This window comes from Nostoc sp. XA010, from assembly GCF_020829625.1.
Lineage (GTDB): Bacteria > Cyanobacteriota > Cyanobacteriia > Cyanobacteriales > Nostocaceae > Nostoc.
The window spans coordinates 35,052-50,453 of sequence record NZ_JAIVFX010000026.1; the positions used below are offsets into that span (position 1 = coordinate 35,052).

Genomic DNA, 15,402 nt, shown 5'->3' on the forward strand with positions numbered 1-15,402 from the left:
ATGAGGCTACTCTACTTGCAATAACCTCTACTTACAAAACTTAATTTTTTCTAAGAGCTGATTCGCAAAGAGAATCTCGCCATATCTCAAATTCTAATGAGCAGCGCAAGATGTAGCGGTGAGCAAGGAATTATGGGGCGACGCAGTGGGTACTTGAGCAACCAGAACCACATTACCATTGGCATCCCTTACCCACCCTTGGGCTTCCACAATTTGAGTAGGTTCATTGACAGAATTAACTTTCTGTGATTTCTCTCCTGTGTTTCGCTGCGCCTGAACAACCGCTCTTTTCTGAATAACGCCAGCACGATTCTGACTATCGGGAGAGAGTGTGATCCAATCTGCCAGCACTGCATCAGCCATCAATAGCTCCGTGGGATCGGGGGCTAGCCCTCCACGTCCAGTAGTAATAAATGAACTTTTGGCTATTTTTACACCAGAATTACAACCAGCAGTAATTTGCTGGGAAGCATCAACCAAATTTACGGGCAGTTCTACTAATCCTTTACTGGAGTCAGCATCTGGTGAGTTGATTTGGACTGTGCCACTTAACGAAGGGTTATGCTGAGAAAAGGCCGTGATGTCATTTGTTTGCAAGTTATCCGGGTTTATTTCTTCTGGGTCAAGTTTTTCTACGTCTGCATGGGTGCGGGGCACAAAACCAAAGATGTTCTTAGCGGTGATTGTGATTTTACCACCTGAGCCAGAGAAGGCATTGGCAGTGATATCGCTATTTTCAAAGGGAGGCGCGACAATGAAGCCATTGGGTGCTTTGATGGTGATATTACCGCCATCTCCACCAAGCCCTGTCGTACCTGCGTTAGTGGTTATTTTACTTTCGCGGCGCATCAATAATAAGTTCTGCACCTGTAGCGTAATATTCCCGCCTCGACCTGACTCACTATTGGATGTCAGTTTCCCCTTGTTGTCCAGAAGTATGGAGCGAGCGGTTATATTTAAATCGCCAGCTTTCCCTAAATTAGTGGGATCTCCGATATAGATTACATTTTTTCGAGCTTGGCTGCTCACAGTTATTACAGCCCCATCCTTGATAATCAATCGCCCTGTAGTTAGGGTCAAGTTTCCGCCATCTCCAGGCCCTTCAGTTCCAGAAAACAAGCCACTGAGCCTAGAACCATTTGGTGAGGTTCCTATTAGTTCTACCGACTCAGAGGCGTTCACTGTCAAGTTTCCTGCTTTTCCTGTATTTGCTGGTGTAAGTTCGTTAGAAATATACCTATATATGCCTTCAGAGCTTGTTGATATTCTTGCCCCTCCTTGGATACGCAACTTTCCAGTATTAATTGTGATGCTGCCAGCGTTTTTATCGCTATAAGTTGCACTAAATAATCCACTGGATATTAAATCACTACCATCTCGGAAGAGAGGAATGGAGGTGCCGCCGATTAGTTCTACAGAATCTGAGGCGTTTATGGTCAATTGCCCGTGCAATTGTGCTCCATCTCTGACCACCAAGTTTTTAGTAGTAACATTTATGTTTCCAGAGTTTCCGTTGGAGAAACTCTGAGTCAACAGTTGGGCATTTTGTTCAACTACTACAGACTCTGAGGCGTTCACTGTTAAATCTCCTCCTGATTCTCCTCCAGAGGGATCAACTACAGTTAGCAAACTGCCAGCTACCCGTACCAGCCTGCCTTGCACGTGGATATTGCCGCCCTCTCCATGAGCGTCTACAATAGATCGAATTTTATTTAACTGGATTAGTTCGATGTTCTGGAAATTTTGAACATTTTCATATCCCAACGCCCAACCTTGGTTCGTTGGGCTTAAACTAACCAAACTATTATTAGCAACGCTTCCTAACTCAACTCTTCCATCCTTTGCGGTGATATTTCCCCCCTCTAGGGTTATATCACCGCCTATAAGTGCCAAGGTTTTGCCTTGCCGCACCTGTAGACCAACGCCTTGTCTCCAGATATTAACTGCGCCATCTGGTTTTGCTTGAGATTGATTGCGGATGGGAGCCGCAGTTGCTCCAAATTGTAAACCAATGGGAACACTTAATGTTAGTAAAGGTGTAGTTTGAGGAGATGTAGCACTAAACTTTGTACCATCAGCAAAGTTCAAGCTACTCGCCGTACTTGCCACAAATGAACCGCCGATATTTAAAGAAGCATTGGGCCCAAAAACAATGCCGTTAGGATTAATCAGAAACAGGTTGGCTGTGCCGTTAGCTTTCAGAATGCCATCTATATTAGAAATCGAATTGCCACTCACCCGACTGATGATATTTTGAATATCTATTGGATTGTTAAAGTAGGCTGTCCTTCCCGCAGAGACAGAAAACTGTTCAAAGCTGTGGAACAAGTTTGTACCACGAACTGCCCCACCATCAATTTGGTCTATAGGCTGACCATTGATAAGATTTGGTGTAATGATTGAACTTTCAGATCCAAGTGTGCCATCCTTTTGTATTTGGGCTATGGCAAAACTTTGAAAGAAAGTGAACACTCCAGCAATTGCGAAAGTACTCACTATCCCTATCTTCCAGCACCAACTGCTTCGGTATCGAAACATTACAAACTTGCACCCAAAAAATTAAGAGTATATTGAAATACTGCTCTTTGCTAATTAGGTATGGTGATAGTTGAGATTATCTCTGTAGCCTAATTAGTAAATGCAAAGTTCAGTATTTTTATACTCACTAGAATAAACTCTTTAGAGTACAAAAACTAAATTATTTAGCAGTTACAGCCGAAAGGGTCGCCAGTTGACGGGCAAGGAATACACCATGAGTTTTGCATTACCACAATTTCCTGTTCATCAACTGCATTACCAGATTTTATTTTATTTGGGTCAAGATTGCACTGCCACTGAACTATTAAAGCTCTATCATCTAATACCCCGTACTTTTCAAGCACGCTATATAAGCCAGCATTATTAACGCTTTCAAGCAGTTTCTGTTGAATCTCGTCTTTTAACTGCTGTAATGTTTCAGGGTTCATAACTGTTACCGTTTGTTACAGGATGTGTATAATTTCAGCTTTACTAGTAATAATTACGGCTAGCGTCACAAAACTTTATGTCTTGCTGCTGGATTTACTTTAAGCATTGATGAACTATAAGACAATACAGTTCAGTTAAGCATTTCTTCCTTCTCTCTGTGTTGCGCCAGTTGCTACCCTGCGGGAACGCTAAGAGCGAACAAGTCGGGCATTGCCCGCCCAACGCACTGGCTTCTCTGCGCCTCTGCGCTAGCCTGCGGCTTGCCGCAACTCTACCAGACGCACTCGCGAATGCGTCTACGTTAAAAAATTGACTTTCACGAAGACTTTTAGCCTTAACCCAAGCGTATTGCGCTATATGCTGCTTGCTTAAGATAAAAGGTACGGTAAGTTAGGCCAATGCACCGACAACTTCAACAATGCAGGTCGATGCATCAGGTGGTAATACGCTTAAGTTAAGCCTTTTCTCTCCTCCGGCTCCTCTGCTTGCGAATATGTATCAGTTTGAAAGTGAAACGGTGTATAGGGGTTCCCGCATGGATAAGGTACAGAAAAAATAATTAACCATAGATGAAGATACTCGTAGGGACACGGCAATGCAGTGTCCCTAGAGCGCCAGTACCCATTCAAATGAGAATCGCTATAAAAGACAGGCTTCCACTCGCCGGACAGCCTCCCCCACTCAATTCTTAATTCCCGTCGCAGCAATACCTTGAATAAACTGACGCTGACCGATGAGAAATAATACCATCACTGGAACTGTCGCTATAGTCACCGCCGCCATCATCAACGGCCAATTATTCGTAAATTGCTCTTGAAACTCAGCCAACGCCAGTTGCACCGTCCTTAATTCTGGTCGTGTCGTAAACACCAAAGGCTTAAACAAATCATTCCATTCACCGATGAAGGTGAACAAAAACAGCGTCACCAACGCCGGACGCGCTAAAGGTAACATCACCCGCCACAAAATTTGCAGTCGGTTCGCCCCATCTATGGCTGCGGCTTCCTCTAACTCCACCGGAATTGTCTGGAAATACTGACGTAACAAAAAAATCCCAAACCCGTTGACCGCAGTGGGTAAAATCAGCGCCCCATAAGTATTTATTAGGTGTCCCCACTTCAAAACCAAAAAGATGGGAATCACCAATAACTGAAAGGGAATCACTAAAGTTGCTAAAACTACCAAAAGCAGTGCTTGGCGTCCCCGAAACTTCAGCCTTGCTAGGGCGTAACCCGCTAAAGCGGAAGTGACAATCTGAAACGCCGTCACAGCGATCGCTACCAAGGTAGAATTAGCAAACGCCAGTAAAAATTTTCCCTGTTGCCATGCAACGCGGTAATTAGCTAAAGACCAGCTATTTTTAGACAAATTTTCCGGGCTGGTGGCCGTCGTTGCAAAGGAGGTGAGAAAGACCACAAACAGAGGTAGTAGAACGATAAATGCCCCTAGCAGTAACACTACTAGGCTCAAAAAATCGCCAGATTTCAGATTCGGGTTTGGTTTAAACATAACTTGAGCTGCAAAGCATTTGTTTCGCTAGTACTACATCTCCCCCGGCAACAGTTAATCTATAAAGATAGTCTACTTGTTAAGTTAAATTAAACCACAGTGATTATTACCCTCAGTTCATGGGGTAAATTGAATCCTGGTGTCAAATAATCAGGTTTACAGGAGTAAAGATACCATGCAGCAGCTTACAGACCAATCTAAAGAATTAGATTTCAAGAGCGAAACATACAAAGATGCTTATAGCCGGATTAATGCGATCGTGATTGAAGGGGAACAAGAAGCCCATGAGAATTACATCACACTAGCTCAACTGCTGCCAGAATCTCATGATGAATTGGTTCGCCTATCCAAGATGGAAAGTCGGCACAAGAAAGGATTTGAAGCTTGTGGGCGCAATTTACAAGTAACCCCAGATTTGCAATTTGCCAAGGAATTTTTCTCTGGACTACACCAAAATTTCCAAACAGCAGCCGCAGAAGGAAAGGTTGTTACTTGCTTGTTGATTCAGTCTTTGATTATTGAATGTTTTGCGATCGCAGCATATAACATTTACATCCCCGTTGCCGATGATTTCGCCCGCAAAATCACTGAGGGAGTAGTAAAAGAAGAATATAGCCACCTTAACTTTGGAGAAGTTTGGTTGAAAGAACATTTTACAGAAGCCAAAGCTGAACTTGAACTTGCAAATCGCCAAAACCTACCCATAGTTTGGAAAATGCTCAACCAAGTAGAGGGTGATGCCCACACAATGGCAATGGAAAAAGATGCTTTAGTAGAAGACTTTATGATTCAGTACGGTGAAGCATTAAGTAACATAGGTTTTACAACTCGCGATATTATGCGCTTGTCAGCCTACGGACTCATAGCTGCTTAAAAAAAGTTAGGAGCAAAGCCGGAGACGCTTTGCCTCCGGTGAGAAATGATCACTGAGATATGAGTTGTACTCCTAACCCCCAACTCCCAACTCCCAACTCTACTAAATTCCACCCTTTCGAGACAGCATAAGCCTAATAATCACTACATGTTTGGTCTAATTGGACATCTGACTAGTTTGGAACACGCTCAATCGGTAGCCCAAGAATTGGGATACCCAGAATATGCCGATCAAGGGCTAGACTTTTGGTGTAGCGCCCCACCGCAAATTGTTGATAGCATTATTGTCACCAGTATAACTGGGCAACAAATTGAAGGACGGTATGTAGAATCTTGCTTTTTGCCAGAGATGCTAGCTAGTCGCCGCATCAAAGCCGCAACGCGCAAAATCCTTAACGCTATGGCCCATGCACAGAAGCACGGCATTAATATCACAGCTTTAGGCGGATTTTCCTCAATTATTTTTGAAAACTTTAAGTTAGAGCAATTTAGCCAAGTCCGCAACATTAAACTAGAGTTTGAACGGTTCACCACAGGAAACACTCATACTGCCTACATTATTTGTAAGCAGGTGGAAGAAGCGTCCAAACAACTGGGAATTGATTTATCAAAAGCAACTGTTGCTATATGTGGAGCAACTGGGGATATTGGTAGTGCAGTTACACGCTGGCTAGATGCGAAAACAGATGTTCAAGAACTTCTGCTGATAGCCCGCGATCAAGAACGTCTCAAAGATTTGCAAGGCGAACTAGGGCGGGGAAAAATTATGGGTTTGACAGAAGCACTGCCCCTAGCTGATGTTGTAGTTTGGGTTGCTAGTATGCCCAGAGGCGTGGAAATTGACCCTACCACTTTGAAACAACCCTGTTTGTTGATTGATGGTGGTTATCCTAAAAACTTAGCGACGAAAGTTCAGTATCCTGGTGTACATGTGTTAAATGGTGGAATTGTAGAGCATTCCCTGGATATTGACTGGAAAATTATGAAAATCGTCAATATGGACGTGCCAGCCCGCCAGTTGTTTGCTTGTTTTGCCGAATCAATGCTGCTGGAATTTGAGAAGTTATACACGAACTTTTCGTGGGGACGGAATCAGATTACCGTAGATAAAATGGAGCAGATTGGTCGGGTATCAGTAAAACATGGATTTAGACCACTGCTGGTTTAGTCATTAGTCATTTGTCCTTGGTCATTAGTCATTTGTTATTTGCAAAGGACAAAGGACAAAGGACAAAGGACAAAAGATAAAAGACAAAGGATAGATAACTTATAACTCGTAATTGATAACCCCTACGATGGCAACTACCGAGCGTAAACCGCTACTGTTAGATTTTGAAAAGCCCCTAGCAGAACTAGCAACCCGAATCGATCAAATTCGGCAACTTGCAGAGGAAAATGGCGTCGATGTTTCTGGTCAAATTCGTCAACTAGAAGCACGCGCCATGCAGCTGCGTGAGGAAATTTTCAGTAGTCTATCTCCGTCTCAGCGACTGCAAGTCGCTCGTCATCCGCGTCGCCCCAGTACTCTCGATTACATTCAGGCTATTAGTGATGAATGGATGGAATTGCATGGCGATCGCTGTGGTGGTGACGATCCGGCTTTAGTTGGTGGTGTCGGTCGTCTGAGCGGGCAACCTGTGGTGATGTTAGGTCATCAAAAAGGTCGTGATACCAAAGACAATATTGCCCGTAACTTTGGAATGCCTTACCCTGGCGGCTACCGCAAAGCAATGCGGTTAATGGAACACGCCAACAAGTTTAGTATGCCAATACTAACTTTTATCGACACACCAGGAGCTTGGTCTGGAGTAGAAGCAGAACACCAAGGTCAAGGCGAAGCGATCGCCTACAACTTGCGAGAAATGTTTTGCTTAGATGTACCAATTATCTGCACAGTTATTGGTGAAGGCGGTTCCGGTGGCGCACTCGGAATTGGTGTAGGCGATCGCTTACTCATGTTTGAACACTCAGTTTATACAGTCGCCACTCCCGAAGCCTGCGCCGCCATTCTCTGGAAAGATGCTGCTAAGGCTCCGCAAGCAGCTGTTGCTCTAAAAATTATTTCCCACGATCTGAAAAAGTTAGGAATTATCGACCAAATACTGCCTGAACCCACTGGTGGCGCTCATTCCGATCCTTTAAAAGCCGCTACCATTCTCAAGCAAGTGCTGTTGGAAAATTTGGACGAACTCAATCGTTTAACCGCTCCAGAACGCCGTCAACTGCGCTATGAAAAATTCCGTAAAATTGGCGTTTTTACAGAAGTTGCCCACTAACAGGGCTGCATAATGATTGATTAGCAAAGCAGCAATGCTATAATTGCCTATGTGCTTAAAGATTTTTAACAATCTAGCCATAGGCATTTGCATGTTAACTAAATCTACTCAATCAGATTGAGTAGCTTTTGTATTATTAAGTAATCTAATTTGAGTATACGGCGTGGTTTTCCAGGCGACAATTTGTTGTCTTTACTGGTAAAACCCACAATATACTTAGTATTCCACTGGATCATAGCAGTTACTTAATGGAAATAATCAGATTTTTAGATTCCTTTAATCTATCTAAACCGAGAAGTGTGAATAATTGGGTGGTAATAGAGTTTGGGAACTACCAAAAAATTGGGAGACACCATGAATGAGTGTTGAGCAAAAACGACGCGCCTTGATTACTGGGGCAAGTAGTGGAATTGGGAAAGCAACGGCTTTAGCTTTTGCAAAAGCGGGAATAGATGTCGCCTTAGTCAGCCGTTCTTCGGATAAGTTGGAGGCGGTAAGAGAAGCAGTCGAGCATACTGGGGTGGAAGCGAAAGCTTACCCTGTAGATCTAGCGCGACTCTCCGAAGTAAAAGAAAAGATCCAAGCGATCGCTCTTGACTTTGGTGATATAGACATTTTGGTAAACAATGCGGGTCTTGCCTATACAGCTACTTTGAGCGAAACCCCCCTAGAGGGCTGGCAGCAAGTAATTGACTTAAATCTTACCAGCGTGTTTCAGTGCATTGTGGGAATTTTGCCTTCGATGCGCGATCGGGGCACAGGCACAATTATCAACGTCGCCTCAATTGCCGCCAAGCAGCCGTTTCCCGGTTGGGGAGTATACAGCGTCAGCAAAGCTGGTTTGATAGCCCTCTCTCAAACCCTGGCACAAGAAGAACGCACCCACGGCATTCGTGTCACTGCTATCTGTCCCGGCGCAGTCAATACCGAACTGTGGGATACAGAAACAGTCCATGTCAACTTAGACCGTTCCAAAATGTTAACCCCAGAAATTGTGGCTCAATCAATTCTCTACACAGTTCTCTTACCACAAGAGGCAGTTATTGATGAATTGACCCTGATGCCCAGCGCTGGCGCACTCTAATTGCAAAGTTAGGAGTTAGAAGTTAGGAGTTAGGAATTAAAATTTTTAACTCATAACTCATAACTCATAACTCATAACTCATAACTCATAACTAAATTCAAACCATAACCAAAACTTAATCATGACTATTGCTAGTTCCAACGGTTCTAATTCCTCTCAATCGCCTCTGATTCCCGATTTGTCAGAAGCCATAACTCCTAGACCCGATCGCAACACCCACAATGGGCGGCAAGCGGATGTGTCCCCGCCAAAAGAGGAACATCTGGAGGAAATGAAGGACGCCGTGCGAACAATAATATTGGGAGTTGGCGAAGATCCCGAACGCGAAGGACTCCTCAAAACACCCAAGCGAGTGGCCGAGGCAATGCGATTTCTTACCAGTGGCTACACCCAATCCCTTGAAGAACTCGTTAACGATGCCATCTTTGATGAAGGGCATAACGAGATGGTACTAGTTAGAGATATTAGTTTTTTTAGTCTGTGCGAACACCACATGCTGCCATTTATGGGTAGAGCACACGTTGCTTATATCCCCAACCAAAAAGTTGTAGGACTGAGTAAGCTGGCCCGCATTGTTGAGATGTATTCCCGTCGCTTACAAGTACAAGAGAGACTAACCCGCCAAATTGCCGAAGCAATCCAGACCATTCTGGAACCTCAAGGGGTAGCCGTTGTGATGGAAGCTAGCCACATGTGTATGGTGATGCGGGGTGTTCAAAAACCAGGCTCTTGGACTGTCACTAGCGCAATGGTTGGTGTTTTCCAAGAGGAACACAAAACCCGCGAAGAATTTTTTAGCTTAATTCGCCATCAACCAGCATTCTTTTAAGGAATGGGAAGTGGGAAGTGGGGCATTGAGCAGAGGGGAAATACATAATTAATTTTTATTCTTCCCCTGCTTCCCCTGCTCCCCCTGCTCCCTCATCCCCCACTCCCTACTCCCTACTCCCCAATTTCCCAAACAACTCGGCTACTTTATCTAAATCTTTATCTCCAGGTGCGCGTTCTACACCACTAGATAAATCAACGCCACTGGGATTAACCTGACTTAGGGCTTCCACAATATTATCTGCTGTTAGTCCCCCGGCTAAAAACCAAGGGCAATTGGGGCTAAATTGCTCTAGCATTGTCCAATCTAAGGTTTTGCCTGTACCACCAAGTTGTTCGGGATGGTAAGCATCAAGTAGCAAAGTATCTACATAATCTATGTAATTAGCTACTGTGTCAAGATGCTCAAGGCTCCTAACTCTAAGTGCTTTAAGAATTTCAACATTGGGTAAAGCTTGACGTAATTGGTAGCAAAAATCTGGTAATTCATCACCGTGTAACTGGACACCAGTCAAACCAGAATCAACAACTATCTGACTGATTTCGGGGATACTAGCGTTGGCAAAAACACCAATTGTGTCAATATTAGCCGGGAGTTCTGCTACTGCTGCCCGAATTTGGGATGTAGTCACGTAGCGAGGTGAGGTTGGCACACAAATAAATCCTAGTGCCGTTGCGCCCAGAGAGGCGATCGCTATAGACTGCTGTGGTTGAGTGATGCCGCAAATTTTAACGCGCATGAATATTTAATAAATTTACAATAATCGTCAAGAAAGTCAAAACTATCCGAAAAACTTTTGTACCTTGGTAATTTTATAATTTTGTAGGTCTACATTTTAGGAGACAAAAGCTTGATTTCATCTATTTTACTAGCAGCCCAGCCAACTGTTCCCACAACACCTGCGTGGAATCCTACAGTAGGCATCATCATCAGCATCACTTGCTTAGTAATTGTTTTACTAAGTACTAGGATTGAAAGACCCTTAGTTGGCCCCAAGTTCCCTATCCTGCCGATTAGTATTCCAACATTCGTTGCAGCGATGGCTTTTGGTCATATTGTTGGCGTTGGCATCGTTTTAGGACTGACTAACATCGGTCGTCTGTAGTTTTGCGATGATCGCGGCGTTATAAGCAACGCCGCGATCAATACAAAACTCCTAAAAACGATTTTGGTTCTTTCTCCAGCAAAATAACTTATAAGCATTAGCCAGTCAGCCTCCGTGTGGTCACTCTAACTGAGGGGGTAGGTATTAACCTTCCCCTTGAGGGACGATTCCAGCTACTTAATCAACGGAGGATTTATATAACTTTAGAAACGGGTTAATCCCCTCTCTAAGGGTTATGTAAGTTAATTCATGCAGGAGAAAGAACCATGATGTCATCAATGTTATTAGCAGCCCAAGCTACTTTACCCAAAACTGGCACCGCATGGAACTTGACTGAAGCGGCAATTATTACTGGCATTTGTCTGTTATGTCTTTTGATTATTCCTCGGACAATTCGCTATCCTCACGTTGGCCCTAAGATGCCGTTGCCCTTTCCGTCGCTGTTCAATAATCCCAGTGCCGCTACATTCCTCGCCGCAATGAGCGCTGGTCACCTGATCGGCACTGGTACCGTTTTAGGATTGAGTAATCTCGGCATTATCTAAATTTTACGTTTTCCATCTAACACACTCAAGAGAAGGGGCAGGGAGCAAGGGAAAAGAGTTTTCCCCTCTGCCTCTTTTAAATGCACAATTCCCCACTTCAGAGTTTTGCTCACAGGCATTAATTGTCTATTCTAGAAATAAGAGCATTTCATAACTCGGCACTACTGAATTAATGCTCAGAAATTATGTGTAAGTATATACGTCAACATTGCGGTATAGGAACTACTGGCGATATCTAGTTTTAGGACAATGTAATGCAAACAAATTGGAAAATTGGGTCTTTATTTGGAATTCCCCTGTTTTTAGACCCGTTATGGTTTGTGATTTTAGGGTTGGCAACTCTTAACTTTGGGGTAGCTTATCAGGAATGGGGGCCTGTTATAGCTTGGAGTGCTGGAATAGTTATGGCACTGTTGCTATTTGGTTCGGTGTTGCTACATGAGTTGGGTCACAGCTTAGTAGCCCGATCGCAAGGCATTAGAGTTAATTCAATTACCTTATTTCTGTTTGGCGGGATTGCTGCTATTGAAGAAGAATCTAAAACTCCTTTCAAAGCTTTTCAAGTAGCGATCGCTGGGCCTTTGGTGAGTATCGGACTATTTTTACTGCTCCAGCTAGTAACTATTGTGATACCTGATACTAGTCCACTCAGTGTCATGGTCGGAGATTTAGCGAGAATAAACTTGGTGGTAGCTCTATTTAACCTGATTCCCGGCTTACCTCTAGATGGAGGGCAAGTATTAAAAGCAGCACTATGGCAAATAACAGGTAATCGTTTTCAAGCCGTACACTGGGCTGCAAGGGCTGGGCAAATTTTGGGTTACAGTGCGATCGCTTTAGGATTTGTTGTAGATTTTGTAACCAGAGAATTAGTACTTGGTTTGTGGATTGCGCTGTTAGGTTGGTTTGCTGTCCGCAACGCTAATAGCTATGACAACATGACTACATTGCAAGAAAGCCTACTCAAAGTCGTGGCGGCTGATGCGATGACTCGTGACTTTCGGGTAATTGATGCCGATCAGACATTGCGATCGTTTGCCGATTCATACCTGTTAGAAACCAATCCCTCACAGGTTTATTTTGCTGCTTCTGATGGACGTTACCGGGGTCTAGTTTCCATTGACGATTTTCGTTTAACCCAAAGGAGTGAATGGGAAACCCAAACCTTACATAGCATTGTGCATCCCTTGACAGAAATACCCACTGTTGCTGAAGCAACAACGATAGCTGAGGTAATTAACAAGCTGGAAAATGAGCAGTTACCTCGAATTACCGTGTTGTCTCCGGCTGGTGCTGTCGCTGGTGTAATTGACCGGGGAGATATTGTAAGGGCGTTGGGACAAAAATTAAATTTGCGGGTAGCAGATGCTGAAATTAAACGGATCAAGGAAGAAGGAAGTTATTCGCCTGGGTTGCAACTAGCAGCACTAGCGAAGTCAATTACAGATTAAATGTCATACCCTTGTCATAGTTTTGCAATAGATTCGTCAAAAGCTTGTGTGATATTTAATTTGGTATTTGGTTACAAAATGCTTTTTTTGGGTAAAAGGTAGGATTTCCTACCTTTTTTATTTTTTAAATTAACGTGAATTCGATAAACCTCTCCCTGCCTTCAAGTCTTTCCCTCTCGGACTCGGAGAGGGACGGTTTTACGTAGTAAAACCAGGGAGAGGTTTCTTTGACATCGCTTCAGATGATTAGAAAGTTATTAAAACTTCCAGTTTAAAAAGAGTAAAATGTAAGTACGTGATATACTACGTCTCTCACTTACCCTGGTTTTATGGCACTGCCAATTGTTGCAATTATCGGACGCCCAAATGTGGGCAAATCCACCCTGGTTAATCGACTCGCCGGGGAACAAACGGCGATTGTCCATGATGAACCGGGAGTGACACGCGATCGCACCTATCTACCAGCTTTCTGGAATGGTCGTGAATTTTTGGTGGTAGACACTGGTGGTTTAGTTTTTAACGATGACACCGAATTTTTACCACTGATTCGCCAACAGGCAATGACAGCCCTTGCAGAAGCGTGTGGCGCTATTTTTGTCGTAGATGGTCAAACAGGCCCCACCTCGGCAGATTTAGAAATAGCCGAATGGATGCGCCAACAACCCCTACCTGTGCTACTAGCTGTAAATAAATGTGAATCTCCAGACCAAGGCTTAATGCAAGCTGCCGAGTTTTGGGAATTGGGATTGGGCGAACCTTACCCCATCTCCGCGATTCATGGAAGTGGCACAGGAGAATTACTCGACGAGTTAGTTAACCACATACCTGCTATTGAAGACATCCCAGACACGAATGAAATCAAAGTAGCAATTGTGGGACGCCCGAATGTAGGCAAATCGAGCTTACTGAATTCTTTTGTCGGGGAAGAAAGGGCAATTGTCAGCCCAATTTCTGGCACAACCCGCGATGCTATTGATACCGTCATTGAACGAGAGGGGCAAACCTACCGTTTGATTGACACCGCAGGCATTCGCAAAAAGAAACACATCGAATACGGCACAGAATTCTTTAGTATTAACCGTGCTTTCAAAGCGATTCGCCGTGCTGACGTGGTTTTATTAGTAATAGACGCCGTTGATGGAGTCACTGAGCAAGACCAAAAATTAGCTGGGCGGATTATCGAAGAAGGTCGAGCTTGCATCATCGTCGTTAATAAGTGGGATGCTGTCGAAAAAGACTCTTACACAATCTACGATTACGAAAAAACTCTGCAATCACGGTTACATTTTACCGAATGGGCAGAAACAATTTTTGTGAGTGCCTTGTCAGGACAACGGGTAGAGAAAATTCTCGAATTGGTGAAAACTGCGGCTGAATCACACAAACGCCGTGTCAGTACATCAGTTATTAACGAAGTCTTAACAGATGCTGTTAGCTGGCATTCACCGCCAGCATCCCGTGGTGGGCGTCAGGGCAAGATTTATTATGGTACACAAGTAAGTAGCCAACCACCAACGATCGCTCTATTTGTAAATGATTCCAAACGGTTCAACGACAACTACCGCCGCTACATTGAACGCCAATTCCGGCAACAGCTAGGATTTAAAGGCACACCAATTATCTTACTGTGGCGGAGCAAAAAAGTCCGTGATGCCGAAATTGGTAATGTTAATAGAGCAACTCGCGTCAAAATAAGTTAGGAGACAAGAGAGACGCGATTGATCGCGTCTTTTTTATAGGAGTTATGAGTTAAAGCCAAAATTGCTATTTTTAAGCCTATGTCAACATAATAGGTTAACCCAGAAGTCAAAACTCCTAACTCCTAACTCCTAACTTTCAAATGGATTTATTACGATCGCTGCCACTTGGACTTTATTTAGAACAACCCCAAACTTGGCTGCATAAAATCGATCCGCGAGTCAAGTTCGCCTGGTTGATGAGCTTTTTAACAAGCTATGTTTTAGCTAACAACTTTTGGCGGGTGCTGCTGGTAGTAATATTGATTCTTGCCACCTTAATTGCCAGAATTCCTCGCCGAGTATGGCAGCAGCAAATGGGTTGGCTATTAATGCTATCGTTTTTTGTCTTAGCGATCGGAGCCATCAGTCCTGATGCAATGGGTGTAGATTATCAGCCACGCCTTCCAACTAATGAACAAATATTAACCCAGCCAGTAAATTCCAAAAATATTGTTCAAGAGCCAGCAAGTAATAGCAAATACAGCTATGTGCTATTTCACAAAGGCCCAGTCAAAGTAACTCGCCGCTCCTTGGATTTGGCTGTACGTTTGAGTACAATTATATTTACCGTAATTTACAGCACCAACCTTTATCTGCTGACAACCGCGCCAGAAGAAATCACATCTGGCATAGAAAGTCTAATGCAACCCTTGAGACGCTTCAAGTTGCCTGTTACCGAAATTGCTTTAACTTTAACCTTATCCTTGCGCTTTATTCCCCTGGTTTTAGAAGAAGTGCAAAACTTATTTCGCTCCGTGATGACAAGGGCAATTAATTGGAAAAAGCTAGGATTGAAAGGAGGATTCAAAGTTTGGATGACAGTCGCAGAGAGACTGTTAGAAAATCTGCTCTTACGAGCTGATCAAATGGCGAATGCAATGATGGTACGGGGTTTTACCAGTCCCAATGAGCATAGAGTGCAGTGGCATGACTTACGATTTAAAGGGCGTGACTGGCTTGCGATCGCAACTTTAATTTTATTCTGGGGAATACGGCTAGCTATAGGAACTCAGGTCTAATTTTG

14 protein-coding genes are annotated in these 15,402 nt (G+C 43.8%); 10 read left to right on the plus strand and 4 right to left on the minus strand.

Annotated elements, in window-relative coordinates:
- Positions 1 to 93 precede the first annotated feature (93 nt).
- The 3 genes from LC608_RS26910 to LC608_RS26920 all read right to left on the minus strand — a co-directional run bounded on the left by LC608_RS26910 (position 94) and on the right by LC608_RS26920 (position 4,476).
- Positions 94 to 2,538, minus strand: a complete 2,445-nt coding sequence (locus LC608_RS26910; RefSeq protein ID WP_267871227.1) for an S-layer family protein — start codon at positions 2,536 to 2,538, stop codon at positions 94 to 96.
- A 164-nt stretch (positions 2,539 to 2,702) separates the two neighbouring features.
- Positions 2,703 to 2,966 (minus strand): hypothetical protein, encoded by a 264-nt coding sequence (locus tag LC608_RS26915; RefSeq protein ID WP_229556499.1) that lies wholly within the window; start codon positions 2,964 to 2,966, stop codon positions 2,703 to 2,705.
- Between the two features lie 682 nt (positions 2,967 to 3,648).
- A complete protein-coding gene (locus LC608_RS26920) occupies positions 3,649 to 4,476 on the minus strand; it encodes a carbohydrate ABC transporter permease (protein ID WP_229556500.1) in 828 nt (275 codons plus the stop codon).
- A 175-nt stretch (positions 4,477 to 4,651) separates the two neighbouring features.
- Here LC608_RS26920 and LC608_RS26925 point away from each other — a divergent pair, with 175 nt between their 5' ends.
- The 5 genes from LC608_RS26925 (at position 4,652) to folE (ending at position 9,538) form a co-directional block, all read left to right on the plus strand.
- Complete coding sequence (locus LC608_RS26925; protein ID WP_229556501.1) at positions 4,652 to 5,350, plus strand: aldehyde oxygenase (deformylating); 699 nt, start codon at positions 4,652 to 4,654, stop codon at positions 5,348 to 5,350.
- Positions 5,351 to 5,497: 147 nt separating this feature from the next.
- A complete protein-coding gene (locus tag LC608_RS26930) occupies positions 5,498 to 6,517 on the plus strand; it encodes a long-chain acyl-[acyl-carrier-protein] reductase (protein ID WP_229556502.1) in 1,020 nt (339 codons plus the stop codon).
- A 127-nt stretch (positions 6,518 to 6,644) separates the two neighbouring features.
- Complete coding sequence (locus tag LC608_RS26935) at positions 6,645 to 7,625, plus strand: acetyl-CoA carboxylase carboxyltransferase subunit alpha (RefSeq protein ID WP_100898945.1); 981 nt, start codon at positions 6,645 to 6,647, stop codon at positions 7,623 to 7,625.
- A 358-nt stretch (positions 7,626 to 7,983) separates the two neighbouring features.
- Entirely contained in the window at positions 7,984 to 8,709 is a 726-nt protein-coding gene (locus tag LC608_RS26940; protein WP_229556503.1) for an SDR family oxidoreductase, read from the plus strand.
- 121 nt (positions 8,710 to 8,830) lie between these two features.
- Positions 8,831 to 9,538: a GTP cyclohydrolase I FolE gene (folE, locus tag LC608_RS26945; RefSeq protein WP_229556504.1), complete on the plus strand. Its 708-nt coding sequence runs from the start codon at positions 8,831 to 8,833 to the stop codon at positions 9,536 to 9,538.
- Between the two features lie 106 nt (positions 9,539 to 9,644).
- On the opposite strand, the gene LC608_RS26950 is transcribed toward folE, so the two are convergent.
- Positions 9,645 to 10,277 (minus strand): phosphoribosylanthranilate isomerase, encoded by a 633-nt coding sequence (locus tag LC608_RS26950; protein WP_229556505.1) that lies wholly within the window; start codon positions 10,275 to 10,277, stop codon positions 9,645 to 9,647.
- Between the two features lie 111 nt (positions 10,278 to 10,388).
- On the opposite strand from LC608_RS26950, the gene psaK (LC608_RS26955) reads away from it, so the two are divergent.
- The 5 genes from psaK (LC608_RS26955) to LC608_RS26975 all read left to right on the plus strand — a co-directional run bounded on the left by psaK (LC608_RS26955) (position 10,389) and on the right by LC608_RS26975 (position 15,397).
- Positions 10,389 to 10,643, plus strand: a complete 255-nt coding sequence (psaK, locus tag LC608_RS26955; protein WP_229556506.1) for a photosystem I reaction center subunit PsaK — start codon at positions 10,389 to 10,391, stop codon at positions 10,641 to 10,643.
- Positions 10,644 to 10,909: 266 nt separating this feature from the next.
- Positions 10,910 to 11,188, plus strand: a complete 279-nt coding sequence (psaK, locus tag LC608_RS26960) for a photosystem I reaction center subunit PsaK (RefSeq protein ID WP_229556507.1) — start codon at positions 10,910 to 10,912, stop codon at positions 11,186 to 11,188.
- A gap of 254 nt (positions 11,189 to 11,442) precedes the next feature.
- Positions 11,443 to 12,639, plus strand: a complete 1,197-nt coding sequence (locus LC608_RS26965) for a site-2 protease family protein (RefSeq protein WP_229556508.1) — start codon at positions 11,443 to 11,445, stop codon at positions 12,637 to 12,639.
- A 329-nt stretch (positions 12,640 to 12,968) separates the two neighbouring features.
- The gene (gene der / locus LC608_RS26970) at positions 12,969 to 14,339 is read left to right on the plus strand and encodes a ribosome biogenesis GTPase Der (protein WP_229556509.1); all 1,371 of its coding nucleotides are present in this window, start codon (positions 12,969 to 12,971) and stop codon (positions 14,337 to 14,339) included.
- Positions 14,340 to 14,479: 140 nt separating this feature from the next.
- Entirely contained in the window at positions 14,480 to 15,397 is a 918-nt protein-coding gene (locus tag LC608_RS26975) for an energy-coupling factor transporter transmembrane protein EcfT (RefSeq protein WP_229556510.1), read from the plus strand.
- Positions 15,398 to 15,402: the final 5 nt, after the last annotated feature.

What these genes read in the sequence shown, in the direction of transcription:
- LC608_RS26910 (WP_267871227.1), bottom strand. Translation starts at nt 2,538, where the DNA reads ATGTTTCGATACCGAAGCAGTTGGTGCTGGAAGATAGGGATAGTGAGT.
- LC608_RS26915 (WP_229556499.1), bottom strand. Translation starts at nt 2,966, where the DNA reads ATGAACCCTGAAACATTACAGCAGTTAAAAGACGAGATTCAACAGAAA.
- LC608_RS26920 (WP_229556500.1), bottom strand. Translation starts at nt 4,476, where the DNA reads ATGTTTAAACCAAACCCGAATCTGAAATCTGGCGATTTTTTGAGCCTA.
- LC608_RS26925 (WP_229556501.1), top strand. Translation starts at nt 4,652, where the DNA reads ATGCAGCAGCTTACAGACCAATCTAAAGAATTAGATTTCAAGAGCGAA.
- LC608_RS26930 (WP_229556502.1), top strand. Translation starts at nt 5,498, where the DNA reads ATGTTTGGTCTAATTGGACATCTGACTAGTTTGGAACACGCTCAATCG.
- LC608_RS26935 (WP_100898945.1), top strand. Translation starts at nt 6,645, where the DNA reads ATGGCAACTACCGAGCGTAAACCGCTACTGTTAGATTTTGAAAAGCCC.
- LC608_RS26940 (WP_229556503.1), top strand. Translation starts at nt 7,984, where the DNA reads ATGAGTGTTGAGCAAAAACGACGCGCCTTGATTACTGGGGCAAGTAGT.
- folE (WP_229556504.1), top strand. Translation starts at nt 8,831, where the DNA reads ATGACTATTGCTAGTTCCAACGGTTCTAATTCCTCTCAATCGCCTCTG.
- LC608_RS26950 (WP_229556505.1), bottom strand. Translation starts at nt 10,277, where the DNA reads ATGCGCGTTAAAATTTGCGGCATCACTCAACCACAGCAGTCTATAGCG.
- psaK (WP_229556507.1), top strand. Translation starts at nt 10,910, where the DNA reads ATGATGTCATCAATGTTATTAGCAGCCCAAGCTACTTTACCCAAAACT.
- LC608_RS26965 (WP_229556508.1), top strand. Translation starts at nt 11,443, where the DNA reads ATGCAAACAAATTGGAAAATTGGGTCTTTATTTGGAATTCCCCTGTTT.
- der (WP_229556509.1), top strand. Translation starts at nt 12,969, where the DNA reads ATGGCACTGCCAATTGTTGCAATTATCGGACGCCCAAATGTGGGCAAA.
- LC608_RS26975 (WP_229556510.1), top strand. Translation starts at nt 14,480, where the DNA reads ATGGATTTATTACGATCGCTGCCACTTGGACTTTATTTAGAACAACCC.